The following is a 25426-nucleotide window of genomic DNA, read 5'->3' on the forward strand; positions in this document are numbered from 1 at the left end:
TTTTCTGAAAAGTGAATTGCTTCACGCAGCTATTTTAGCTGAATTTTCGTAAAAGAACCGCTGTTAGGCTAATAAATAGACGAAAAACCGGCGTCTCGATTAGTCGCCGGTCGTCGTTGCTCGTTTGTGAACGCTACTTATTGTGGCTTGAGATCACTTGCCAGCCATCATTGTGAGAATCGTGCGATGCGCTTGCGGCGTGGCAGCCACAACGACACCTGGCTGGCGCAAATCAATCGGAGAACCGTCTTCGCGACTGAATTGAACGCCCAGCCCCTTTGTAATCGCCATGCCAGCCGCCACGTCCCAAGGCTGTAAATATGAAACGTAGCCAAGTTGTCGGCCTAACGCGATTTCGATAAACTCCATGCCGGCACTGCCACTCATTCTTGGCCCGGAACTCGCCAACGCAATATCACCTAGGTGCAGACGATTCTTGATTGTCATCGGACCGGTCACACCCAACAACCCGTCTTTCAGTTGCAAATCCGGTAATTTTGTCAATGTTCGTCCAGCAAACGTAACGGGCATTTCCGGTCCGCCACTCAGCACCTCATTACGCATGACGTCCATAATTGCCCCGACAACCGGTTGTCCATCACGATAAACCCCAATCATGATCGCAAAATGAGCCTGTTGTTTGACAAAATTCATCGTCCCATCAATCGGATCGACAAAAAAGACCAAACCGCTGAGATCCGTATCATCATGAGCATGGCCTTCCTCGCCGATGATGCCTGCTTCAGGGTAATCAGTCTTAATGTGATTGATTAAAAATTTCTGGTTGGCTTTATCAACATTAGTCACTAAATCATTGCGGTTACTTTTACGGGCCACGTCCAACGGTTTCGCCATTGCCGCCAAAATTTGCTTACGACTCTCAGCAAACCAGCTGATCAGTGTCTGCCGGATTTTTTCTGGATCTTGCGTCATACTTAACTCACCTTCACCTTAATCTTTTGGCTCACACCTTGGCGCGCCATCTGTACAACAGTATACATGGAATATCCGGACAGTGCTTCAAACTCCCGATCCAGTTGACGTTCAGTTCCCTTATCCGGCACCACCTGTTTGAATCCACGGTAGGCTGCCAACAGGTTATCCCGATCGACGCCATGCTCATACGCATCTTCAACGAGTGCAAAGAAAGTCGTCACTTTAATTTTTTCGTCAGTTGTCCAGTCAAGGTCTAGAGGATAGCTGTAATTAGGTTTCATTTTTATCTGCTCCTTGTTCGATTGCTTCGATTTCGGCTTGAACAGCTTGAATTGCTGTGCTCAAAGCCGCCTCTTCATCATCGGACCCCGCAACTGTCGCCAGTGTGACCACGCCGCGTTCGTCCAGCAAAATCGGCGAGCTGTCCACCTGCCCGGTTTCATCGTCAGAATCTCGCAGATGTGCGAACGTACCAATGAGCTTTTCACCGGCAAACGCAGCTAGAATCGGTTCGACAAGTCGACCTACCAGGACGGTCAAGGCGCTTGCCAAAAAGGCCTGAATAGCCGAAGCTGCTTCGGTAAAAACGGCTTGGTCATCATTTAATAACCGCAATATTGGCGTTGCCCCGACATACGCCCGACTCCAGATTAATACCGGTGATTGACTGGTACCAACGACATAAGCCGTTACTTGTTTAGCCGGGACAGCCAGTCGATCCGCCAAAAATTGTTCAAAGCACCACGTTGCACCAAAAGTTCCTAACCCAACAATCTGCCGTTTATTCAGCCCGGAGAATCGCTGGGCAAAATAAGTGAAACGTTCATCATGCGTCATCGCCACGACAACCCGCCCGGTAAAGCCTGCTGCCATCGCTGAATTCAGAACCTTACGAATTGAGGCAATGTTGGTTGCCACAAAGTTTTCATCAGCCGGCGTTCCGGTATCAGTTAGAATCAACACATCCGCCGTTTTAAGAACTTTCGGGGTTACCTTGATAAACGTATTGTGACAAATTTGACTCAGTGCCGCCAAACCGGCAACATCCACCAATGTCGTATCCGGTTCGTAGCAACCAATTTCCAGATCAAGTGGTGACGCAATTAACGTTTGCAAAAGTGCTTGTGTACTACAACTGGCTCCGTGAACGACGACTCTTTGCATGAAACCCCTTCCCCTCAATTGCGTTACCTATATTCTAGCGGAAGCGCAATCTTAAGACAAAATTAAAAAGGGCTTTAGGTGCAATTGTTAACTAACTGAAATATTAACGCCTTCTCATATAAAAATATCATGATTATCTTCTGACATTTGGTCATAAACCACTCTGAAATTTTCAAAGTTAACAAGACCGCCCCTCTAAAATGTGTGCACACAAAAACAGACACCGGAAAAATCCGGTGTCCGCTTAGTTATTCGCGCAAATGGTGATCCAAAACTAAACCGATTTCCGAAAATGACCGACCCACTTGCTAAATATTGATTGGTAAGCCTAATGCAACTTCGGCATCGTCCATGATCGTTTCGCTTAAGGTCGGATGCGGGTGAATGGTCAGCGCCAAATCCTCGACGTTCAGACCGCCTTCAACAGCGACAGTCAGCTCGGAGATCAGATCACTGGCGCCGGCACCGGCTACCTGACCGCCGATAACTGTGCCTTCTTCGTTGGTAACAAGACGGACAAAGCCTTCTGTTTGGGCCAAACTCAAGGCGCGACCATTAGCAGCAAATGGGAACTTGCTGGCCTTGGCTTTGATGCCTTTGTCTTTGGCTTCTGCTACCGTCATGCCAGTCGTGGCAAGTTCGGGGTCGGTGAAGCAAACAGCTGGCATTGCTTTATAATCAACCGCACTTGCCTTGCCGCTGATCGCTTCAGCTGCCACTTTACCTTCATAGCTCGCCTTATGGGCTAATGCTGCGCCCGGAACAACATCGCCAATCGCATAAATATTTGGCTTGTTGGTGCGGCCTTGTGCATCAACCTTGATCAAACCGCGGTCAGTCGTTTCGATGCCGACAATGTCCAGTCCCAAATCATCCGTATTTGGCCGACGTCCGACAGTGACCATGACATAGTCAGCCGCCAGTGTCTGTTCTTTGCCGTCAGCGGTATAAGTTACCTTGACACCGTTACCGGTATCTTCGGCTTCTTTGGCCATCGCGTTCGTGATAACCGTGACACCGCGCTTCTTAAAGGAGTTCAAGACCAGCTGAACCATATCCTTTTCAAAGTTTGGCAAAATCGAACTGGTCCCTTCAAGAATCGTGACATGTGCGCCTAAGTTTGCATAGGCACTTGCCAATTCAGAACCGATGTAGCCACCGCCGATAACAACAAATTCTTTAGGGACTTCCGGCAGGTTTAAGCCACCGGTCGAATCAAGAATTCGCTTACCAAATTTAAAACCCTTAATTTCAATCGGTCGACTGCCGGTTGCGATAATCAGGTTTTTGAAAGTGTAAGTTTGGGCAGAATCTTTTTGCATGACCCGTAAACTATGGTCATCCTTTAAGAAAGCCGTACCCATGATCGAATCAATCTTGTGCTTCTTGAACAACATTGAAACACCACTGGTTAAGGTGTGAACAACCTTATTTTGCTTCCAGTCCTGTGTCTTTTTGAAGTCAAGATCCGCACCTTTAGCGTTAATGCCGAATGTGCTGGCGTCCAAAGCATCTTGATAACGATGTCCGGCATTAATCAACGCCTTTGATGGAATACAGCCAACATTCAAACAAACACCGCCGATGAAAGTACTTTCGATCACGGTAACTTTCTGACCCATTTCAGCAGCCCGAATGGCAGCCACATAACCGCCGGGGCCGGAGCCAATCACAACTGTATCCAAATCGATTGCAAAATCGCCTACAACCATACTTATCCCTCCATCAACAGCAGATCAGGATCTGCCAACAATTTGTCCATCAGATTCAATGCTGTTTGCGCCAGCGCACCATCAATCAGACGATGATCATAACTCAAACTCAGCTTCAGCAGATTACCGACAACAATTTCGTTATCGGCATTGACGTATGGTTCCTTGGCAATTTTACCGACACCAAGAATCGCGACTTCCGGCTGATTAATAACCGGCGTGAACCAGCCGCCGCCAATTGATCCGACATTACTGATGGTCATGGAACCGCCACGCATTTCATCTGGCTTCAATTTGCTGTCATAGGCTTTCTGCGCATTGTCACTGATTTCTTTGGCAATTTCAAACATACTCTTGGCATCGGCGTTCTTGATAACCGGAACGTACAAGCCGTGATCCGTATTGGTCGCGATCCCGATGTTAAAGTAATGTTTGTAGACAATTTCGTCAGTGGTATCGTCAATAGACGCATTAAATTCAGGATATTCACGCAAGACGGTGACCAATGCCTTGACGATGTATGGCAAGAAGGTCAGCTTAATGCCTTTATCAGCCGCATACTGCTTGTATTTCTTGCGATGAGCCATCAACTTGGAAACTTCGACTTCATCAAAGCTCGTGACATGCGGGCTCCGCTGCTTAGATGACAGCATTGCCTTCGCAATTGCCTTTCGAGTTGGCGTCATCTTTTCACGTGTTTCAAGTTCGGCTTCACTGCCACTCGAAACATATGGTGTAATTGCTTGTGGTTTCGGTGCTGCCGGTGCTGGTTGTGCCGGAGCAGACTTGGCTGCTTCTGGCGCTGGTTGTGCCGAAGCTGCGGTCGTAGTTGAAGCGCCTGCCTTAAATGCATCAACGTCAGCTTTGGTAATGCGGCCATGCTTACCAGTTGCAGGCACTTGCGAAATATCAATACCTTGCTCACGCGCATATTGCCGAACAGACGGCATTGCCAAAATTTCGCGATTTGGATCTGTTATGGCTGGTACGGCACCTGCTGCTGGGCTTGTTGCGGAAGCACTCTCTGCCCCAGCAGCACTTGTTGCCGGTGTGGCTGCCGGTTCACCGGCAACTGGCGTATCGTTATGCCCTGGAGCATCGATATCAACCAGTGCGTCGCCGACAGATGCCGTTTCCCCTTCAGGAACCAGAATCTTGACAACTGTTCCGGTAACTGGAGATGGAATTTCTTCGACACTCTTGTCACTCTGAACTTCAAGAAGGGTATCATCCTCCTTGATTTCATCGCCAGCCTTCACATCCCACTTGACAATTTCGCCTTCTGCCAAGCCTTCGCCTAATTCCGGAAGCTTAAACTGATATACCGATTTAGCCGCGGCCGGCGCAGGTGCTGCCGGTGCAGCGGTTGAAGCTGCTGGTGCTGCTGGTGCTGCCGACTGTGCAGGCGCGCCTGAGCCATCATCAATTTCAACCAACAAATCACCGACAGAAGCTGTTTCGCCTTCCGGTACTAAAATTTTTAAAATTTTCCCGGATACTGGCGACGGAATTTCTTCGACACTTTTATCACTCTGAACTTCAAGAAGGGTGTCATCCTCCTTGATTTCATCACCAGGTTTAACGTCCCACTTGACGATTTCACCTTCTGCCAAACCTTCGCCAAGTTCTGGCAGTTTGAATTCAAAAGCCATGTTGGCACCTCTTCTCTCTAGAAATTAACGGTTTCCCGAACTTTAGCTTCAATATCCTTGGCATTTGGCAGCCAAATATTTTCGGCTTGACCAAATGGGAACGGCGTATCAGGAGCCGCAACCCGACCGATCGGTGCCTCAAGTGACAGAATTGCCCGTTCAGAAATTTCACTGATGACGTTGGCGGCAACACCGGCCATCCGCTGGGCTTCCTGAACGACCACTGCCTTATGTGTTTTCTTAACCGATGCAATAATGGTCTCAACATCAAGTGGGGCAATGGTCCGTAAATCAACAATTTCAGCATTGATGCCATCTTTAGCTAAATTATCAGCCGCCTTGAGCGCTTCACGAACCATCGCACCATAAGTGATGATCGACACGTCGGTTCCTTCACGCGTTACCGCTGCCTTATCCAGCGGCACCGTGTAAGTCCCTTCTGGAACATCTTGACGGAACGACCGGTAAAGTTTCATGTGTTCAAGGAATAACACTGGGTCATTGCTGCGAATGGAACTAATCAGCAAACCTTTAGCATCGTACGGGTTACTTGGAATAACGACCCGCATGCCAGGAAATTGAGCGATCAAGCCTTCAAAGTTATCACTGTGCATTTCTGGCGTATGAACCCCGCCGCCAAATGGTGCCCGAATGGTAATCGGCATGGAACGCGTACCACCCATTCGATACCGCATCCGTGACATCTGGCCGCCAATACTGTCCATGGTTTCAAAAACGAACCCAAAGAACTGGATTTCGGGAATCGGCCGCCAGCCGGTTAAGGCCAATCCAATGGCCAATCCGCTAATGCCTGACTCGGCAAGGGGCGTATCAAAGACGCGATCCTCACCGTGTTTAGCTTGCAAGCCATCCGTTGCCCGGAAGACTCCGCCGTTTTTACCTACATCTTCGCCGAATACCAAGGTTTTAGGGTCGTTCGCCAACTCAACATCAAGCGCATCAGTGATGGCTTGGATCATTGTTTTTTGTGCCATGGTTACTTCGACTCCTTTCCTTGAAATTCTGCCAGTTGCTCAGCCACATTCTGCGGTGATTCCTCATAGGTATCTTTCAGGAACCGCGATACTGTCTGCTGCGGTGCCTTATCGGCTTCGTTAATGGCATTCTTAATATCGTCTTTAACCTTTTCGATCAAGGCATCTTCCTTGTCCTTGCTCCACAAACCTTTATCGGTGAGGAAGTTGCGCATTCGAATCAGCGGATCGCGTTTTTGCCACAATTCATCGGTTTCCTTTGAACGATACCTTGTCGGATCATCGCCTGACAGCGTATGCGGACCATACCGATAAGTCAGTGTTTCAATCAAAACCGGACCATTGCCGGCCGCGGCCCAAGCTCTGGCTTCTTTGGTAACTTCATAAACAGCCAGTGCATCCATACCGTCAACCTGCACACCAGGAACCCCGGCAGCTACCGCCTTTTGAGCCAGCGTCTTGGCTGCCGTCTGGTTGGCACGCGGAACGGAAATCGCGAAGCCGTTGTCTTGAACGATGAAGAGTGCCGGTGCTTTAAAGTGTCCGGCAAAGTTAACGCCTTCATAGAAATCCCCCTGTGACGTACCACCATCACCGGTATACGTAAACGCGACTTCATCGCTGCCATTTTTCTTCAAGCCAAGCGCAACGCCGGCAGTCTGCACATATTGCGCCCCAATAATGATTTGTGGCGGCAATGCATGGAAATCGTCCGGATATTCATTGCCGGCAACATGACCACGTGACCAGAGAAATGCCTTGTCCAATGGTAGTCCGTGCTGGATCAGCTGCGGTAAATCACGATAAGCCGGCAACAGCCAATCTTCTTTTTTCATTGCCGCATGACTGCCAATCATGCTGGCCTCTTCGCCTGCACTCGGCGCATAAAACCCTAAACGCCCTTGCCGGTTTAGCGCTGTTGCTCGTTGATCAAGCACCCGTTGCCAAACCATCTTGGACATTAAATCAACCAACTGATCATCACTGAGATCGGGCATGATATCAGGATTAACGACTTTGCCGACTTCATCCAGAATCTGGATTGTTGGCTTAAAATCGGCATCTTGATTGTCTAACAGTCGTTTAAAATCAACTGCAGCATGCTGTTTTGCCATAATCAGAACCTCTTTCCATTCCTGTAGTTATTAACCCAGGAAAACTGTACTAATGAAAATCTTTACAAATAAAGCGTAACATTGCAAAATTGTCGTTGCAAGCGTTTTATTTCAAGGTACACAAGAAGTACTTTTTGCGAAAAAAGGCCGCCCGTTATGTCATTATCAGACTATAACAGACGGCCTTTTTCATTAAGACACAAAAAGAGCACGCTACTTCACAAGCACGTGCCTCTTCATCTTCAAAACATTGTCCGTGCATCACGAGACCGGATCTTGGTTGTGCCAGAAATCACTGGTTTTACTATGATGTTTCATGGCGCCAACCAAGGTGGCGTGGCGTGCAAAATCCATATCCAAATGAGTTTGCACTGCACGATTTATTTGTTTGCTTTTGAACAATTCTGCTGGGAGAACTGATACAGTCATGCGAGCCACATAGCAAATCTGTTTCAACGCAAGCGTCATAGCAGTAACCGCACTCATTACAAGTGAAGTTGACGCTAGATTTGTGGATTGATTCGCAAGCTGCATTAACGCACGGTCCAGTAGACCATTATTCCAAACTGCAGTCACAGTTGCTTGGGCGTCGGTCGCCATCACGGCACCAGCTACGCCCACTCCAGCAGGCACCCGCTGATTCAACAAAACCAGCAGCCCGGCCATGTCACTTGGCAAGGTTACGTGCGCTTCAGGAGACAATGCAACATCAACAGGCAGTTTTTCTCCCGCTGTCAGCATCAAAACATCACCAACGACAAGGTCTTTCGCCTGAACCTGACGAACCAGTCCTTCACGCACGACCAACACTGATTGTTGGGGATTGCTTTGATGCCGAGTCAACGCTGTGATCAAATAAACGACCACAGCTATCAAAAATCCAAGCAGTATCGCAATGATAGCAGTTAAAAGCCAGCTGTGACTGACAAAGCTAATTAGGCTGCTCACACCAGCCAGTACCGCCAGCAAAGGCAAAAAGAGTTTTGTCTTGCTGATCGGATTCTGGTGGGATGTCACTGCTTTTTGAGCCCTTTGCGCTTCATAGCGCGTCAGGCCGCTTGATATCATCATCAACATCGACAAACTCCTTTCCGTATATCCCGAAAAGAGCCGCGATGCTGCCAAATCCATTAATTTCACTTAAGAGATCGTAGCGGCAGCATAATGGGCCTTCCGGGATCCGCTAAATCGCTGCTACTACCGCTACTCTTTGAAGATTGTTCCATTATGCTCACCACCTTTTCTACTTTCCCTCAGATAAAAAAACTGCACGCCGATTGAGGACGTGCAGAAATAGCATCCCAATCGTTTAGTTTTAGCACTATACGCCTAGAAGCGAGCTTCAGTTGCGTTAGCGTAAGCCTTAATGGGCAAACGCAGTTGACTCAATTGGCATCTCTCGATGTTTCTGAGCAGCAACATTGTTCGTATAGGAGCCTCACCTAACGGAAAGCACCGTATTTATTTACCGTAATCTATAGTAGCCGATGAAAAGAGGGATGTCAACAATAACACGAACCCTCTTCCACAATTGTGCCGACCGCAATGAAAATTCAGCTGTTTTAATGAATCAAAACAGCATTTGGATCGATTGAGAAGGGATGTTCCTTATTGATGTGGTCGTAAAACAAAACACCATTCAAGTGGTCAATCTCGTGCTGGCACACAATGGCAGGATAGTTCTTAAGGCGGACTTTTTTATGTTCTCCGGCCTCGTTTTGATAAGCAATCGTGATGCGATCGGCCCGAACGACATAACCGGGAATATCTTTATCAACAGACAAGCAGCCTTCACCTTCAGCAAGAGCAGCGTGCTGTACGCTGTTGCTGATGATCCGCGGATTGATCAAAACTTCCTTGAAAAGGATTTCGTTATTTTCTCCGGGCACGAGAACCGCAGCCATCGCTTTGCTCTGGCCGACTTGCGGTGCTGCCAAACCAACGCCGGGGCGCAAATGGTATTTTTCGTTTTGCTCTTCATCTTGACTAATCACCAGATAGGCCATCATGTCGTGAGCCAATTTTTTGTCTTCATCAGAAAGAGGAAACGTTACCGGCTTAGCTCTTTCACGCAAAACTTTAGCGCCGTCACGAGTGATATCCTTCATTAAATACAAGATCCGTACCTCCGTTCATTTCTTTTACTAGATTAGCACACCGCTGCAAGTGTGAAAAGCAAAGCATGAAACATCTTGTACGCCAAAGGCTGCATTCAATAAAAAAGCATTTAATTTTCTGTACGCTTAATGGTCATGTTGTTGTTCCCATTTTCTCTGGTTCGTGTTGTTACTTATTAGCATAGTGCGGAACCCGCTCGATGTTAAAACGTATAATGGCGTTAAAAAAGAACCGATCCAAGCACTATTCCTCAGCCTTGGATCGGTTCCTTTCATTTTGAAGTTTCTGGGGAGTTGGGAATTTTACCTTTTAACCGCTTGGTCACTGCAAAGGATGATCTGCCCAACAACAATGACTGTGCACTGCACCTTCTACATCATTCTCTCACGCCACGCGATTGACATCACGGACATACTCAATGGTTGCTTGGTTGGTGATGAACGCGACATCGACATGTAATTGGCCGTCCAACACAAAAAAATCGGTGATCACAAAAGGCGGCAATGCAGGATCCGAACTGGCAATGTCCAGTTCTTCGGCTGCGTTCTGCAAAGCTTTTTCAAGGGGCTGCTGTTTGAGGGTTTTTGTTTGTAACGGTAATTGATATGAAAATGCCATGATGCCATGTCCCCATATGTCTGCCATCGGTTTTGACACCAACGGCTTAGCGACGGGAAAATCCAGTGTCTGTAAAGCTGCCGCCATTGTTTGATCTGTTAATCGTTGGCTGTGATGAAGTAATATTTGAATGGCTTTGTTACGCCGCCAGCGTTTCCTAAATGCTAAGAGAATTGCCACGACAACCAGTAACAAGACGACTAAAAACCATACTATGACGTCCACCCCCTTCTAGATCGCACCTTCGTGTCTTCTATCATTATTATACCTAAAACCAGTCGCAACTCGCTAATCAGACAAAAACATTTGGCAGTCATCGCCTTTAATCTAAAATTCTGAAAAGTGCTGACTGATTTTTCAACTCGCAATCGCGTTTGTTAACGCGGAAGCTGACGTATAAAAGTGGTGATGGTAATCACTAAAATCCGCTGCGCACCGTCCAATCCTGCTGTTCAACATGTAACTACCCTCTTCAAAATGCGTTCTCTGTTCATTCCTTCTTGATTATGCTAAACTGTTGCTAGCTGTTGTGTTCACAACAAATCGATCGGTCATAAAGGTTTTAGGAGTTGTGGCAAGAAATGAACCACAGTAAGGGTGTTTTGTTGCCATTTTGCGGTTCAATCGGTGCGAAATATCGGCCATTCCAAGGAGATCGACCATGTTTTTTTATGGTTCGTTATCTCGGTGGTGTGTCCCTTTTTTCGGAAGCCATTTTGTCACACTTCCTTTCTTTTTGTACCACGGAAGGAGTCCAATCATGATCTACAAAGTCTTATATCAAAAAGACAAGGTCCAAAATCCGCGGCGGGAAACAACCCAGACGCTTTACCTCGAGGCGCCATCTGCGGTTGAAGCGCGTGCACTTGTAGAAGCGAACACGCCTTACAACATTGAATTTATCCAGGAACTCTCCGGAAATTTCCTGGAGTATGAGGAAAAGTCAGCCAACTTTAAGCTGACCACCTTCTAATCATATGAAATTAAATATTAAAAATAACGAAACCGCCGTCTTTGCTGTCGGCGGTTTAGGTGAAATCGGGAAGAACATGTACGGGGTTCAATTCCAAGATGAAATCATCGTCATCGATGCGGGGATCAAATTTCCTGAAGATGACCTGCTTGGTATTGATTATGTCATTTCCGATTATTCCTATTTAGTTCAGAACAAAGACAAGATCAAGGCTTTGGTTATTACCCATGGCCACGAAGATCATATCGGCGGCATTCCCTACTTCCTTGAGCAGGTTCCAAACGTCCCGATTTATGCTGGGCCGTTAGCAGCTGCCTTGATTCGCGGCAAGCTCGAGGAACACGGCTTGTTACGCACAACAAAGCTGACGGAGATCAATGAAGACACCGTTTTAAAGTTTAAAAAACTGAGTGTCGAGTTTTTCCGCACCACCCACAGTATCCCGGATACATTGGGTATTGCCGTCCACACGCCACAGGGAATTGTCATTCAGACCGGTGACTTTAAGTTTGATCTGACGCCGGTTGGTGACCAACCTTCACCGAATTTTCAAAAAATGTGTCGTTTCGCCGAAGAAGGCGTCCTAGTCTTAATGTCTGACTCGACCAATGCCGAGATCCCGACGTTTACCAAATCTGAACGGTTTGTCGGCAAGTCGATTCGCCATATTTTTGATCGGATTGATGGGCGTATTATCTTCGCGACATTTGCGTCCAACATTTCACGAATTGCGCAGGCTGCTGATGCCGCCATGGCACATGACCGCAAGATTGCGGTCTTTGGCCGTTCGATGGAAACAGCCATGGTCAATGGCCGTGAGCTGGGTTATCTGAATATCCCTGACGATGTTTTAATCGATGCCCATCAGTTGAATTCACTACCTGCTGATAAGGTTATGATTCTGTGTACCGGCTCGCAAGGTGAACCAATGGCTGCTTTAAGTCGGATTGCGAATGGTACCCATCGCCAAATCAGCATCCAGCCCGGCGACACCGTCATTTTCTCCAGTAATCCGATTCCGGGTAACACGGTTAGCGTCAACCACGTGATTAACCAACTGAGCGAAGCCGGTGCCGAAGTGATTCATGGCAAAGTCAACAACGTCCATACTTCCGGCCACGGTGGTCAAGAAGATCAGAAATTGATGTTGCGCCTGATTAAACCGAAATTCTTCATGGCCTGCCATGGTGAATATCGGATGCAAAAGATTCACTGTGAACTCGCTCAACAATGCGGGGTTCCGGAAAAGAATTGCTTCATCATGGAAAATGGTGACGTATTGGCACTCACGGAAAAAAGTGCGCGGATCGCGGGCCACTTCCCTGCTGGCGACGTTTACATCGATGGCAGCGGCGTTGGCGACATCGGCAATGCGGTTATCCGCGATCGTCGCATGTTGTCAGAAGAAGGTTTGGTCGTCGTAGTCGCAACCATCAACATGCAGAAGCAAGCTGTTTTGGCTGGCCCGGATTTGCTCTCACGCGGGTTCATCTACATGCGTGAATCAGGCGAATTGATCAACCAAGCCCAGCGGCGGGTTTATCGCACGATCAAATCCACTTTTTCCAATAATGAAAAAGTAACCGAGGCAAGTTTAAAAGACGCAATTATCAGTAACTTGCAGGAATTTCTTTTCGATAAAACCGAACGACATCCAGTTATTTTGCCGATGTTGATTTTACTTTAAAGCCGACTTGTCAAAAACAATCGTCATTCAAAATGTCGATCATGACCGTACTGCCGCATTGTTGCCGGCAGTACGGTATTTTTTTGGCCTCTGGAGAAGACGTCATTGCATTGTTTTTCTTCAGTTTTTCGGTATAATTGATTGCGTGTCTGATTAGGAGGAAAGTTGATGGCGGCTGTTTTTTATTATCTTATCTATAACCCGGCGGCTGGTGGCGGTGCGGCCATCCCGATTTTTAAACAGGTTAAGGCCGTCTTGGACCAGCGCCAGTTGCCTTACGCAATCAAAACCTCGCGTTATCCTGGCCATACCAACGTTATTACCAAACAGATCGGTAACTTTAACACGCATGAACATCCGGTTCTGTTGGTGATCGGCGGCGATGGCACGTTGAATCAGGCTATCAATGGATTAATCGGCACTCGCCAACATGACATCCCGGTTGCCTATGTACCAGCCGGATCGGGCAATGATTTCGCCCGCGGCATCGGTATGTCAGAGGACCCGATGCATGCGCTAGAACAGATTCTGCAAGCTTCTAACCCGGTTACAATTGATATCGGTCGCTACCACGAACGAACCCGCGATGAATCCGGATATTTTGTCAACAATATCGGCATCGGGTTTGATGCAGCCGTCGTCAATGCCGCCAATCATAGCGACAGCAAACAACTGTTAAACAAATTCCACCTCGGCAAGTTAACCTACTTATTCCATGTTCTCGGCATGTTACTGACTCGCCGCCCTTTTCCGGTGGCAGTTTATGAAAAAGGCGTCCGCCATTTTTTTCACCATGCTTATATTTGCACAACCACGAATATTCCTTACTTCGGCGGCGGTATCCGGCTTTACAAACCCGCCGATCCGACTGATGGCCAGTTAGACCTAGTGATCGTGGAATGGTTCAATATCGTCTCCTGGGCCTTGGCGATGCTGCAACTGCTGCGCGGCAAAACACCGACCAGTAAAGCCGTTCACCTTTTTCATGCGAATAAACTAACGGTCGAGACCAGCTCCCTGGAATTCGGCCAGATGGATGGCGAAGAGATGGGAACGCGACCATTTGAAATTGACTTCTCAGTGGCCAGCCAGCGCTTTTGGATTGACCGCAGTATTTAAATGAATGACAAAACGGCACCGATTCTTTGTGAAATTTCACAAGGATCGGTGCCGTTTTGTGCTATTCAGTGCTCTTATTGATCAACGTGCGCTAAACCGGTTACTTAAATTTTGCTACCAAGATCCAATCAGAAATAACCCGAAAAGTAAGGCTCTTCCATTGGGACGGCATTTTCCAACAATTTAATGGCGTGTTTACTTGCCGAAAGCCGCTCGATTTGGGCCAAATAAGAAGGCCGCCGATAACTCATGAGCATGGTTGTCAGTGTCTGAATGTCTGTCGTAATGGCTTCGCCCACCGGCCGATCGGTAATATGCACTTGCTGATTTTCATCCCAATAAACCCCAAAGGTGCCGTTGTTCCATGGCGCTAACGGATCACTCACAATAAAGTGGAATGGTTCCGTCGTCTCGGTTGCAAACGGGTATTGTGCCAAGAAGGCTTTGACATCCACAATCCGCGCCATGAAGTAAGGTTTGATGGTTTGATAGATATCCCCGTCATCCAAGAGAAAATGCAACGGCTCATTTTTGTAAATATTGCCTTTAACATGTGTCACCATCGAAAAATGGGCACTGATGAAGTTCCACAACCCGACGCGGGCTTCCTGATTGGTGTAGATCATTTCCTTCACGTGGAAAACCTCGTCCGCAATCCAATACAAAACATAGCCTTGAGGTTGATCATCGGCATCATAATACACACCGGCTGTCCGTTCTTCTTCATTTTCCCAGCGCCAATACTCATCCCAGTTTAACTGGTTGCGAATCATGGCGCCGTGATTTTTCATGGCGAAGCGGTTGTACGTTTCAATCACGTCAGGATCATCAATTTCCAGACGTTCAACGTGGCCAGGCACATTAACCTGTTTCGGCAGCTGAGTATCTTTGACGTCAAACGTGAGATGATCCGACATAATCTCCCAGCCTTTTTTGCGATAAAACGGAATGCTGTAGGGATACAGATACGAAATCCATTGTTTGTGGCTACGCATATGCTCCAAGCCCAACTTAACTAAATCATGCATCAGCCCATGACCCGCGTATTCCGGATAAGTCCCGACGCCGGTTAGTCCGGCCATTTGATACAACGTCCCATGAATGTTCACCGTGCAAGGATAAATAGCAAGCGAGCTAACAAGCTCATCTTTATGGAACCACCCCAACACATCTGACTTTTCCAAAACCGGACGCTTGGCCCGCTCCAACTCGCCTTCTTCATAGCCGGATTGTTCTAAGTCTTTTTGCGTGACCTGAAACACATAAGTCAAAAGATCGTTGAACTGCTCAAGATCCTTAGGTGTCACTGGCTTAATGACCAGTGACTTGCGTATGTTGTCCTCCATACAAAATTAATTCTCCTTCGTCATAAACATTTGCGGGGTTATACCATCCATTCCAATCATCGGATCAATTTTCTGTGAGGCTGCCAGTGCCGGCGTTAACTGGTGAGGCGCCGTTTTGGCAGGCCTAACTTCATTATCCGAGTCGGAACCATTTGTGTCAATTTGTGCGGATTGTTGCGGCAAAGCTGGTTGTGGCTCCGCAGCTTCTTCAACAGTCGTTTGTGATCCTTCGATGTCAAACACCTGCTGCAACCGCTGAACCAACCCCGTGTGCCGATTGACGGCCACTTCACCAACCGCCGTTTCAAAAGCCGCTAGTTCGCCAACCAGAATCAGAAATGACTTTGCCCGGGTAATGGCGGTATAGAGTAAGTTTCGCCGCAACATTCGGCGACTTTGCAAGGTTAACGGCAAAATCACCATCGGAAATTCGCTCCCTTGAGCTTTGTGGATCGATGTCGCATAGGCAAGCGTGATTTTGCTAAAATCGCTACGCTTATAGGTGATCTCATTGCCGTCAAAATCAATCGTCAGCTCATCGGTTTTGCTAGGTGCTTCCTTTGCTAACGTAATCCCGACAATCTGGCCGATTTCGCCATTGAAGACATTCTGATTAGGATCATTGACCAGTTGCAGGATTTTATCACCGATTCGATACTCGGTGTCGCCAAAATGAACGGTTTTGGTCCGCGCGCTACGTTTAGGATTTAAAATATTCTGCAGCATTGGATTGAGGCGATCAATTCCCGCCGTTCCGCGATACATTGGCGCCAAAACCTGAATGTCGGCGATCGAAAACTGCTTAACAGCAGCCCGCTTCACGACCTGACCCACGACTTCCGGCACTTGGCTAGGCGTGCATGCCAAAAAACTGCGATCCACTTGCGGTTGCGTGAAATCGTCAGGAAGTTTACCGGCATTCACCGCATGAGCTAACGGAATAATCGAACTATCGGCGTCCTGGCGATGAATATGGGTTAAAGCTGCTTGTGGCAATGCGCCGCTGCGTAAAAGATCCGCGAAAACCTGACCCGGACCCACACTAGGCAACTGATCCTTATCCCCGACCAAAACAATCTGCATGCCGGGATGAAGCGCGGTCAACAGCGTCCGAAATAAATACGTATCGACCATCGACATTTCATCAATAATCAACAGCCCATCCGGCAGATCATTAGGCGCAAAATCCTGCGTATCTACGCCCAGTCCCAATAATCGATGAATGGTACTGGCCGGTAATTGCGTCGTCTCACTGATTCGCTTAGCTGCGCGGCCAGTCGGTGCTGCCAACATGATTGGAAATGGATCATCCGAGTTATACTGATTGGCATCTAACGAGAGGTCATGTAGTCGCGCATAAGTGCGAACGATACCATCTGTCACGGTCGTTTTTCCGGTACCGGGGCCGCCAGTCAACAGAAAAATCGGCGAGCGTAAAGCCGTGACAATTGCTTTTTTTGGACATCATCGTAGGCAATGCCGGTGTCTGCCTGCACTTCCGCTAACGTTTTTTCAATATCTGGCAGCTCAGGTTCTTCAGCCTTCGCGCCTGCTTCGGCTAATCCCTTCAACTGACGGGCAATCTGCCACTCTGAATCATAGAGCCGTTTAGGAGAAATCCGCTTACCTTCAGCGACCAGCTCATTATCTTTAGCCAGAGTCACAATGGCCTGACCAACGTCATCCGGCTTAACGGCAATATTCCGTGCCCGCTCTAACAAATCAAGTGTCTGGGTAACCAGTGTGCGCAGTTCGACAAAAGTGTCCCCTTCACCATCGGTCAGGCGTTGTAGCGTGTCCATGACGGCACCGCCGAGACGCAATTGCGAATCCGGTGCGATATTCAATTTGGCAGCAATTTGATCGGCGCGGGTAAACCCGATGCCGGCAATATCATTGATGAGTTGATACGGGTTTTGCTTAATCACTTCTAGCGCATCATTTCGGTACTGCTGATAAATCCGCCCAGCCATGTTACTGGTGAAGCCGTAATCATTCAGTCCGATGATGACGCGTTCCATGCCTTGATTCGTCTTGAGATTGTCAACCAGCATTTTTCGCTTTGCAGCGGTGATGCCAAGTCCCTCAAGCGATGCCGGGTCGTCGAGAATCTGATTAATCGCATCCACTCCGAGCTTATCAATGATCTTCTCGGCAGTTTTAGGCCCGATGCCCGGAAACTTATCCGAACTGAGGTAATTGATCAAACCGGTTTTATTGGTTGGCTGATCAACGTGATAATTATCTGCCTGAAACTCTTGGCCATATTTGGGATGGTTAATCACATGACCGGTAAAGGTGTAAGTTTCGTCTTCCTTGATATCACCAAATGTTCCGGTCACGACAATATCCGGTTCTGTCCAGGTGATGGTCGTAGCCGTAATATCAATCAGGAGAATTTTAAAAAAATTCGTTGGATTCTGAAAGAAAATGCTTTTGACCCGGCCGGTGACACTATCCTCATGCCTGTCCATCATGACCCTCCTGTAGCTTTAAAAACCGGTTGATGTCGGCAACGGCGCTGGCCTTTTGATCATAACCCTTCGGATCGAGTCGCTTGGCTTCATCCAGATAATGGCTGCCATCTTTGCCAGCGGCACTTAACGCCATGCCATAAGTAAACAGAATTTGTGGTTGCTTGTCGTCTAGCAACGGCTTCAAAATGTCCGCTGCCGCGTCAAATGCCTGCGCTGCCAACAACAGATCGGCTGCAAGTAAGGCCGCGTCGGTTTGTTTAGGCGCCAATTCGTGGGCAGTGAGGGCAAATGCCAACGCTTTCTTGGGCTGGCCCGCTTGTTGATAACTCAACGCCAACATATAGGTGGCATCATTTTTGAGGTGCTTGTCCTTGCGACACTTGGCAAACCAGGCTGCTGCGGCTGGATAATCCGCCTGGGCATAGGCAAATAAGCCGGCCGTGTATTGGAGTTCAATATCAGTCGGGAAAAGGTTGCGGGCTTTGGCAAGGAGTTCACCCGCCTGATCCAAAGCTTTCAAACTGATGAGCATTGTTGCCAACATGGCATAGCGCTTAGGATCTTTAGGTGCAGCATCAATGGCTTTGACTGCTGCATGAATGGCTTCTTCGTGTTTTCCTTGGTTAAATGCGGTTAAAATATCTGAATCCATAACAACCTCTTTACTCATATCGTGGTCATGCTGTGTCAAAAATCAAATGGTGTCGGTTGGTTTTGGCGGTTCTGGTAAAAAGCCGGTCTCGTTCCAGTCGATTAATTTAAACGGCAAACTTGGTCCATCTGCCTGTAAAATCGTCACGCTGCTGTTTGTAAGGCCACCGTCTTTGCGAATCTCGGCTAATGGCGTCCCCAGCAAGCTTTGAATGACTGCAGCCAACGCGGCGCCATGACTGACGTACAACAAATTGGCCTCACCGGTTCGATCCATTGCGACCGTCGCAACAATGGCCGGAATGGCGCGATTGATCAGCTGGGGAAACGACTCGCCATGAATTTTTCGCGGATCATAAGCAGCCGGTTCATGCCGAAAAGCATGTAGCTCTTGCGGAAAGTGCTTGGCAACGTCACTGAACGTCATGCCTTCCATTTTGCCCAAGTTGAATTCGCGCAACGCCGGCATAACCGTTAACGGAATCGTCTCATTTAAATCTTTGATTAAAGTCTGCGCCGTCACCCGCGCACGTTTGAGCGGACTCACATAGGCGTGGGCAAAAGGAATGCCACGCAAATAGTCGGCTAATGCCTTGATTTGCTCAAAACTTTCCGGAAGCAACGGGGAGTCCCCATTTCCGCCTTGATAACGTCCTTGATTATTCCATTCGGTTTTGCCATGGCGTACAAAATATAATTTGGTCACGAGCCGCACTCCTTTTACGTCTTAACCTTTTCATTATCAGTATTTTCGCCATAAATATCAAGCACACTCAGGGATGGATCAAAACTGACAAGTGGTACCTTTAACGCGTTCGCCGGCGCAGGAGTCTGCGTGTAAGGACCTTGGTCGCAATGGCAAAGAACGCCATCACGCCCAAGGCCACCTACACTCCGACTCCTAAGCGCGCCGGCTCACGCTTAAAAAATCGTGGCTGAGCCATAATTTTACGAGAACGTTCATGGATTAATGAATCACGAACAATCAAAAAAGCTGAGGCAATAAGTTCCGAGTCGTGCCAAACTCCGCAATCTCCGGCCAGCTGGGGCTGGCGACGCGAAGCTAGAGCGGAGACGGCGCTTTGAGCCAGAAGCCCGCTGTCTCAAAGTCGCCTAACAACATCAGCGACAAAGCCCGGTCGCTGTGTTGTTTGCACGGCTGAGCCCCATCTGGCCTACGATTACTCCGCTTTGGCACTCATAGCTTAAATGACCTCACTGAATTACCCCATAGAAACAAAAGATGAACATACTCTCGATAACGACAAAGAGTATGTTCATCTTTTTTAGTCTGGCTGTGAATTATGACCCAGCCTCTGAAGCTTTTCTAATCGGTCATTACTCGTTACTAAACGTACTGCAACTCATTCGTGTGGGCGTATGCTGCATCAATGGTGCCGCCGCCTAAGCACTCGTCGCCGTTATAAAAGACAACGGCCTGGCCGGGGGTAATAGCGCGAACCGGCTCGTCAAAGTCGACCGTGGCGGTGCCGTCATCATGATAACGAATCGTAACGCCCGTGTCGCGCTGGCGATAACGGAACTTTGCGGTCATGTGGGTGCCTTCTGCCGGCGCCTCTCCGGTTGTCCAATTAAGGTTTGACGCACTGAGGCTTGTGGCCATCAAGGCAGGATTATCAAAGCCTTGGCCCACGTAAAGAATATTCTTGTCTAAATCTTTGCCAACAACAAACCAAGGCTCGGAATTTTGCGAATTGCCGCCAATACCAAGTCCCTGACGCTGACCGATCGTATAATACATCAGCCCGTCATGGGTGCCCATCTCGACACCGTCAACGGTCATCATCTTACCGGGCTGCGCTGGCAGATAGGTACTTAGAAACTGCTTGAAGTTGCGCTCACCGATAAAGCAGATCCCGGTCGAGTCTTTCTTCTTCGCTGTAGCAAGTCCTGCAGCAGCCGCAATCTTACGTACTTCCGGCTTCTGCAGATGGCCAATCGGAAACATTGACTTCTTAAGCTGATCCTGGGAGAGCTGACTCAAGAAATACGTCTGGTCTTTATTACCGTCAGCTCCACGCAACATGTGAATCACGCCATCCTCATCGGTCTTCACCTGCGCATAATGACCCATCGCAATGTAGTCCGCATTTAACTGCTCAGCATAGTCCAAAAATGCCCTGAACTTGATTTCCTTGTTGCACATAACATCGGGATTCGGTGTCCGGCCGGCTTTATATTCGTCTAGGAAATACTGAAAAACCCGGTCCCAGTACTCTTTTTCGAAATTGATCGAGTAATAAGGGATCCCGATTTCACTTGCTACCTTAGCGACATCTTCGTAGTCCGTGGTCGCCGTACAAACGCCATTTTCATCGGTGTCATCCCAATTTTTCATAAAGACACCGACAACATCATATCCCTGTTGCTTCAGCAAAAGCGCCGTGACACTGGAGTCAACGCCGCCGGACATGCCGACAACAACTCGGGTGTTGGAATTGTCCAAAACAATCACCATCATTTCATCAGATTCTGGAGATATCCGATTTGAAGGTCGAATTCCAGTAAGTGTTATTATAGCAGGCCACAAAAAGATAGCAAGCACAGCTCTGCACAAGCCTTTTCCGACTTTTGGGTTAAAGTGGACCAAGTTTTTTAAATCGCCCAGACGCACTGTGACGGTTAAAAGGCTGCGGCCACCCTGCTTCTGGCATTATGCCCGCCGTTCCGGAGCTTCGTTATATTGGCGCAATGCCTGGCCAGTACGGGATTGTTTGACCTGCATACTAGCTTCCGGGGTTCCGGCGTATAAAATCCGCCCACCATAAATGCCAGCATCAGGACCCATATCAATTAACCAGTCTGCCTGACTGATGACTTGCAAGTTGTGTTCGACAATGATCAGTGAATTTCCGGCAGCCACCAAATCGTCAAACAAGCGCAACAATTTGGTGATGTCCTGTAGGTGGAGGCCGGCTGTCGGTTCATCGAGTAAGTACACTTCACCGGTGCGGTTTAATTCAACCGCCAGCTTAAGGCGCTGCTTTTCCCCACCGGACAACGTTGTCAGCGGCTGACCGAGTGTTAGGTAATCAAGCCCCACGCGCGCCATATTCCGTAACGGCTTGGCAATCTCACTTGTTTCAGCGAAAAAGGTTTGCGCCTTGGCAATCGGCATTTGTAACACGTCGGCAATATTTTGGCCGTGATAGGTGTAACTCAGTGCCTGATCGTTATAACGGCGCCCGTGGCACTGTTCGCAGACGGAGACAACCGGATCCATGAAGGCCATATTCGTGATCGTCACACCTTTACCTTTGCAGCGTGGGCAGGCGCCGCGACCGTTGTAGCTAAACCAACTGCTACCAACATGGTTAGCGTGAGCAAAAACTTTGCGAATCGGGTCAAGAATTTTCAGGTAAGTTGCCGGCGTCGAGCGAATATTGGCGCCGATGTCGGTCTGCGCCAGATCAATGTATGGCACCGTCAGATGATCGCGTAATGCGCTGACCAGCGTACTTTTACCTGATCCGGCGACTCCGGAAATCACGGTTTCGATACCCAGGGGAATAACGGCGTGGACGTCTTTCAGATTGTGCCGGTGAATGTGGGGCAAATCCAGCGTTGTCTTGGCTGGCCGCGGCTTGCGAAACGTCAGTCGCTGTTTAAGCAGTCGCCCAGTGAGCGCCTGGCTAGCCAGCAACTGCGGATAAGTGCCGGTGAACGTGATGTGGCCACCGGTTGTGCCGGCACCGGGACCGACTTCGACAATGTAATCGCCTAATGCAATTAACGCCGGATTGTGTTCGACAATCAAAATCGTGTTGCCTTTTTGCTTTAACCGCACTAGTGCCCGCTTAATTAATTCAATGTCATGCGGATGGAGGCCGACGCTGGGTTCATCAAGAATATAAACCATGTCAACCAAGGCGCTGGTCAGGAATTTAGCGATTTTGATGCGTTGGGTCTCACCGCCGGAAAGTGTTTCTGTCGGCCGATCTAATGAAAGGTACCCTAGCCCGATATCAATCAAAGCATCGATTTTCCGTAGCAGTTCGCGAATCACATCTTGCGCTAATGGAACCTGAATTTTCTTCAAAAACTCCCGCACATTGATCAGATCCATTTTTAGGACCTGCGCAATATTGGTCTGATTGATGAGGCAAGTCAACACTTCCGGACGCAAGCGCGTGCCATGGCATGCAGGGCAGGGTTTGCGCGTCACGATTTCAGCAAGTGCTGCCTTATGGTGCTCCGCTTCTTTCTTACCAATAATCGACCGCTTGATGCGCGGCACAACCCCTTCATACAGCGCCGTTCGTGGCCACTTGGCAGGCGCATGTTGGAGCGTCTGCTGCGGCGCATATAACAATAATTTCATTTCTTCCGGTGTGTAATCCCGCAACGGTTTATCGTTGTCAAACAACCCACTATAGGCATAGCGCCGCCACCGCCAAGTATCCGGCCCAAAGCTGACGAATGTGATAGCCCCTTCGTTTAATGATTTGTTTGGATCGATCAACTTTTTAACGTCAATATCATCGACATAGCCGAGTCCCTGACAGGTTTGACACATCCCCTGTGGCAGGTTGAATGAAAAGGTATCCGAATAACCGATGAAGGGTTTGCCGATCCGGGAAAACAACAGCCTTAAAAGTGAATAAATCCCGGTATAGGTAGCTAGGGTCGACCGCGCATTTTTCCCGATTCGTTTTTGCTCAACCACGATGGCCACCGGTAAATGGTCAATCGAACCCACGTCGGGCTGGCCATACTTGGGCAGATATTGCTGGGTAAAGCTCGGAAAGGTTTCGTTTAGTTCCCGGCGCGATTCAGCCGCGATGGTATCAAAGACCAACGACGACTTGCCTGATCCAGAACGCCCGACGAAAACGGAAATGGCGTACTTTGGAACTTTAATATTCACATGTTGCAGATTGTTCTGATTGGCGTTATGAACTTCGATGAAGCCGTGTTCGAACATCTAGCGTCCCCCTAACCATTCTTGTGCTTGCTGACGCGCGCTCATCACAACGCGCCGGCTTACGCTAAAAAAACTTTTAATAATACCAGCTTAGCACTTTTGATTTGCAGACATGACCATCACGGCGATTCAATCATTCATGCTCAACGAAAAAAGCAGCAATCTCCTCACACAAGAAGATTACTGCTGGTTTCAAACCCGATTACTTAGGTTCAATAACGCCGCGTTCAATTAAATTGTTAACCCAGTATTGATACTGTTCAACATTTTCTTTGGTACGGTCGTTTTTAAAAATGTTAATCGCCTTTAGGCCGTTCCCAGTAGTTACATCAAGTTGAAACTTGTCCAGGTTCTTCGCCACCGTCATTTTGAGCTTATTCGCCGTCGTGTACGGTGAGTTAGGATCCAGAGACCGTTGCAACTGAAAATTGCCATTCTTGGTTTGAACAAAGCCAAGATCGATCAACGTGAACCGTTTCAACTCTGAACCAATTCGATAAGTCTTCGGATCGCCTTGCGCAGATCCTGTGGGTGCTAATGCCATTATGAAACATCCTCCTGAGCGTGAACCGGCGCGCTCGGAGTCGGAGTGTAAGTGGCCTTGGGTGTGATGGCGGTCTCTGCCATTGCGACCGAGGTCCTTACACGCAGACTCCTGCGCTGGCGAACGCATTAATGTGTGAGCGTGAACCGGCGCGTTAATATGAGCGTGAACACGCTTTACTAACATTAAGTTTAGCATATCATGCGGCTACTGTGCGGCTTGTTTAGCAGCCAGCCGTTGCACAATCGGCAGTAGCGTATCAATGAAGGCTTGAATATCTTCCTGAGTGGTCTGTGCCCCAAATGAAATACGGATTGATTCGCCCAACCGCGGGCTATCCGCACCAAACATTGCGGTCAGGACGTGCGAAGGCTCCAGCGACCCCGCCGTGCAGGCAGATCCGCCTGAAACAGCCACACCAGCCAAATCGAGGTTGGTTTGTAAGGCATAGGTGGAAATGTCCTTCAGCCATAAGTTGAAAACATGATTGACATTGTCAGGTCTGATGTCGCCATTAATTGCGTAAGGAATGTCGGCATCATCTAAAGCGTTCATGATTTGTTTCTTGAAGCCAAGATATTTGGTCTGGCGCTTTGCCTTTTCTTCAGAAGTGATCAGCTCAACGGCCTTTGCAAAACCGGCGATACCGGCAATATTTTCGGTGCCTGCACGGCGTTTTAGTTCTTGCTCGCCGCCTTTTAGCAAAGATGGAAATTGCACTTTGGGATCGCGATATAAGAAGCCGATCCCCTTTGGTCCGTTGATTTTGTGCGCGGACACACTCAACATATCAATGTGCTGGGCTTTGACATCAATATCCAGTAATCCATATGCCTGGGTGGCATCTGTGTGGAACCAAGCTTGATGATCAACCAGCCGTTCGCCGATGTCAGTGATCGGCATGCGGCTACCGACTTCGTTGTTGCCCATCATGATCGTAACCAGAATCGTATCATCATCCAAGGCCGCGTCAAAATCAGCCAACCGAATCCGCCCATTTTCGTCAACCGGCAGATAGGTGACCCGGAAGCCCTCTTTTTCCAAAGCCTTCAGTGGCTGTAAGACCGAGGGATGTTCAATCGCAGTTGTAATGATGTGCTTTCCCAAAGCAGCGCGGGCATGCGCCGTCTGGGTAATGGCCGTATTGTTGCTTTCGGTGGCACCGCTGGTAATCACCATCTCGCCAGGTTGGGCATGAATCGAGTCGGCCAGAACTTTCCGACTCTTATCCATCACCGTATGTGCCTCTCGACCAAACCAGTGCGTCGAACTCGCGTTACCAAAGTCATGCTGCATTTGATCCGTCATCGTCTGAATAACCTCAGGCGCCGTTGGTGTTGTAGCTGCATTATCAAGATAAATATGTTGCATAAA

Annotated in this window: 22 protein-coding genes and 1 riboswitch; of the genes, 3 read left to right on the top strand and 19 right to left on the bottom strand. The window is 48.4% G+C overall.

Annotated elements, in window-relative coordinates; genetic code table 11:
* Positions 1–153: 153 nt before the first annotated feature.
* The 10 genes from GSO_RS02470 to GSO_RS02515 form a co-directional block, all read right to left on the bottom strand.
* Positions 154–933, bottom strand: coding sequence for an inositol monophosphatase family protein (locus GSO_RS02470; protein ID WP_010488591.1), 780 nt, complete (start codon positions 931–933; stop codon positions 154–156).
* A gap of 2 nt (positions 934–935) precedes the next feature.
* Positions 936–1217: a UPF0223 family protein gene (locus tag GSO_RS02475; RefSeq protein ID WP_010488593.1), complete on the bottom strand. Its 282-nt coding sequence runs from the start codon at positions 1215–1217 to the stop codon at positions 936–938.
* A complete protein-coding gene (locus GSO_RS02480; RefSeq protein ID WP_010488595.1) occupies positions 1207–2100 on the bottom strand; it encodes a Rossmann-fold NAD(P)-binding domain-containing protein in 894 nt (297 codons plus the stop codon). The genes GSO_RS02475 and GSO_RS02480 overlap by 11 nt, the downstream gene beginning before the upstream one ends.
* A gap of 308 nt (positions 2101–2408) precedes the next feature.
* On the bottom strand, positions 2409–3812 hold the full coding sequence (lpdA, locus tag GSO_RS02485; RefSeq protein ID WP_010488597.1) for a dihydrolipoyl dehydrogenase: 1404 nt from the start codon (positions 3810–3812) through the stop codon (positions 2409–2411).
* A 2-nt stretch (positions 3813–3814) separates the two neighbouring features.
* A complete protein-coding gene (locus GSO_RS02490; protein ID WP_010488599.1) occupies positions 3815–5464 on the bottom strand; it encodes a dihydrolipoyllysine-residue acetyltransferase in 1650 nt (549 codons plus the stop codon).
* A 17-nt stretch (positions 5465–5481) separates the two neighbouring features.
* On the bottom strand, positions 5482–6459 hold the full coding sequence (locus GSO_RS02495) for an alpha-ketoacid dehydrogenase subunit beta (protein ID WP_010488601.1): 978 nt from the start codon (positions 6457–6459) through the stop codon (positions 5482–5484).
* A 2-nt stretch (positions 6460–6461) separates the two neighbouring features.
* Positions 6462–7574, bottom strand: a complete 1113-nt coding sequence (pdhA, locus tag GSO_RS02500; RefSeq protein ID WP_010488604.1) for a pyruvate dehydrogenase (acetyl-transferring) E1 component subunit alpha — start codon at positions 7572–7574, stop codon at positions 6462–6464.
* 261 nt (positions 7575–7835) lie between these two features.
* Complete coding sequence (locus tag GSO_RS02505; protein ID WP_010488606.1) at positions 7836–8651, bottom strand: P-type ATPase actuator domain-containing protein; 816 nt, start codon at positions 8649–8651, stop codon at positions 7836–7838.
* 216 nt (positions 8652–8867) lie between these two features.
* Positions 8868–9031: riboswitch (M-box (ykoK) riboswitch) on the bottom strand.
* A 105-nt stretch (positions 9032–9136) separates the two neighbouring features.
* Positions 9137–9691, bottom strand: coding sequence for a peptide deformylase (def, locus tag GSO_RS02510; protein WP_010488607.1), 555 nt, complete (start codon positions 9689–9691; stop codon positions 9137–9139).
* Between the two features lie 385 nt (positions 9692–10076).
* Entirely contained in the window at positions 10077–10526 is a 450-nt protein-coding gene (locus GSO_RS02515) for a hypothetical protein (RefSeq protein ID WP_029345504.1), read from the bottom strand.
* A 544-nt stretch (positions 10527–11070) separates the two neighbouring features.
* Here GSO_RS02515 and GSO_RS02520 point away from each other — a divergent pair.
* The 3 genes from GSO_RS02520 to GSO_RS02530 all read left to right on the top strand — a co-directional run bounded on the left by GSO_RS02520 (position 11071) and on the right by GSO_RS02530 (position 14089).
* Positions 11071–11283 (top strand): DNA-dependent RNA polymerase subunit epsilon, encoded by a 213-nt coding sequence (locus GSO_RS02520; protein WP_010488611.1) that lies wholly within the window; start codon positions 11071–11073, stop codon positions 11281–11283.
* Between the two features lie 4 nt (positions 11284–11287).
* Complete coding sequence (rnjA, locus tag GSO_RS02525; protein ID WP_010488613.1) at positions 11288–12970, top strand: ribonuclease J1; 1683 nt, start codon at positions 11288–11290, stop codon at positions 12968–12970.
* Between the two features lie 168 nt (positions 12971–13138).
* The gene (locus GSO_RS02530; protein WP_010488615.1) at positions 13139–14089 is read left to right on the top strand and encodes a diacylglycerol/lipid kinase family protein; all 951 of its coding nucleotides are present in this window, start codon (positions 13139–13141) and stop codon (positions 14087–14089) included.
* Between the two features lie 128 nt (positions 14090–14217).
* Here GSO_RS02530 and GSO_RS02535 read toward each other — a convergent pair whose 3' ends face one another.
* The 9 genes from GSO_RS02535 to GSO_RS02570 all read right to left on the bottom strand — a co-directional run bounded on the left by GSO_RS02535 (position 14218) and on the right by GSO_RS02570 (position 25423).
* Entirely contained in the window at positions 14218–15435 is a 1218-nt protein-coding gene (locus tag GSO_RS02535; RefSeq protein ID WP_010488617.1) for a GNAT family N-acetyltransferase, read from the bottom strand.
* A gap of 6 nt (positions 15436–15441) precedes the next feature.
* Entirely contained in the window at positions 15442–16851 is a 1410-nt protein-coding gene (locus tag GSO_RS18640) for an AAA family ATPase (protein WP_439708960.1), read from the bottom strand.
* A complete protein-coding gene (locus GSO_RS18645) occupies positions 16848–17909 on the bottom strand; it encodes a helix-hairpin-helix domain-containing protein (protein ID WP_439708961.1) in 1062 nt (353 codons plus the stop codon). The genes GSO_RS18640 and GSO_RS18645 overlap by 4 nt, the downstream gene beginning before the upstream one ends.
* Positions 17896–18564 carry a tetratricopeptide repeat protein gene (locus GSO_RS02545; RefSeq protein WP_010488620.1) on the bottom strand — a complete coding sequence of 223 codons (669 nt, stop codon included), beginning with the start codon at positions 18562–18564 and terminating at the stop codon, positions 17896–17898. The genes GSO_RS18645 and GSO_RS02545 overlap by 14 nt, the downstream gene beginning before the upstream one ends.
* Before the next feature lie 42 nt (positions 18565–18606).
* The gene (locus GSO_RS02550; RefSeq protein WP_010488622.1) at positions 18607–19269 is read right to left on the bottom strand and encodes a histidine phosphatase family protein; all 663 of its coding nucleotides are present in this window, start codon (positions 19267–19269) and stop codon (positions 18607–18609) included.
* A gap of 642 nt (positions 19270–19911) precedes the next feature.
* Positions 19912–21045 (bottom strand): tRNA 2-thiouridine(34) synthase MnmA, encoded by a 1134-nt coding sequence (gene mnmA, locus GSO_RS02555; RefSeq protein ID WP_029345505.1) that lies wholly within the window; start codon positions 21043–21045, stop codon positions 19912–19914.
* A gap of 192 nt (positions 21046–21237) precedes the next feature.
* Positions 21238–23508 (bottom strand): ATP-binding cassette domain-containing protein, encoded by a 2271-nt coding sequence (locus GSO_RS02560; protein ID WP_010488626.1) that lies wholly within the window; start codon positions 23506–23508, stop codon positions 21238–21240.
* 202 nt (positions 23509–23710) lie between these two features.
* Complete coding sequence (locus tag GSO_RS02565; protein WP_010488627.1) at positions 23711–24052, bottom strand: DUF1831 domain-containing protein; 342 nt, start codon at positions 24050–24052, stop codon at positions 23711–23713.
* Between the two features lie 207 nt (positions 24053–24259).
* Positions 24260–25423 (bottom strand): cysteine desulfurase family protein, encoded by a 1164-nt coding sequence (locus GSO_RS02570; RefSeq protein WP_010488629.1) that lies wholly within the window; start codon positions 25421–25423, stop codon positions 24260–24262.
* Positions 25424–25426: the final 3 nt, after the last annotated feature.

Origin of the sequence: Lacticaseibacillus zeae DSM 20178 = KCTC 3804, assembly GCF_000260435.1 — a bacterium.
Classification (GTDB): Bacteria; Bacillota; Bacilli; order Lactobacillales; family Lactobacillaceae; genus Lacticaseibacillus; species Lacticaseibacillus zeae.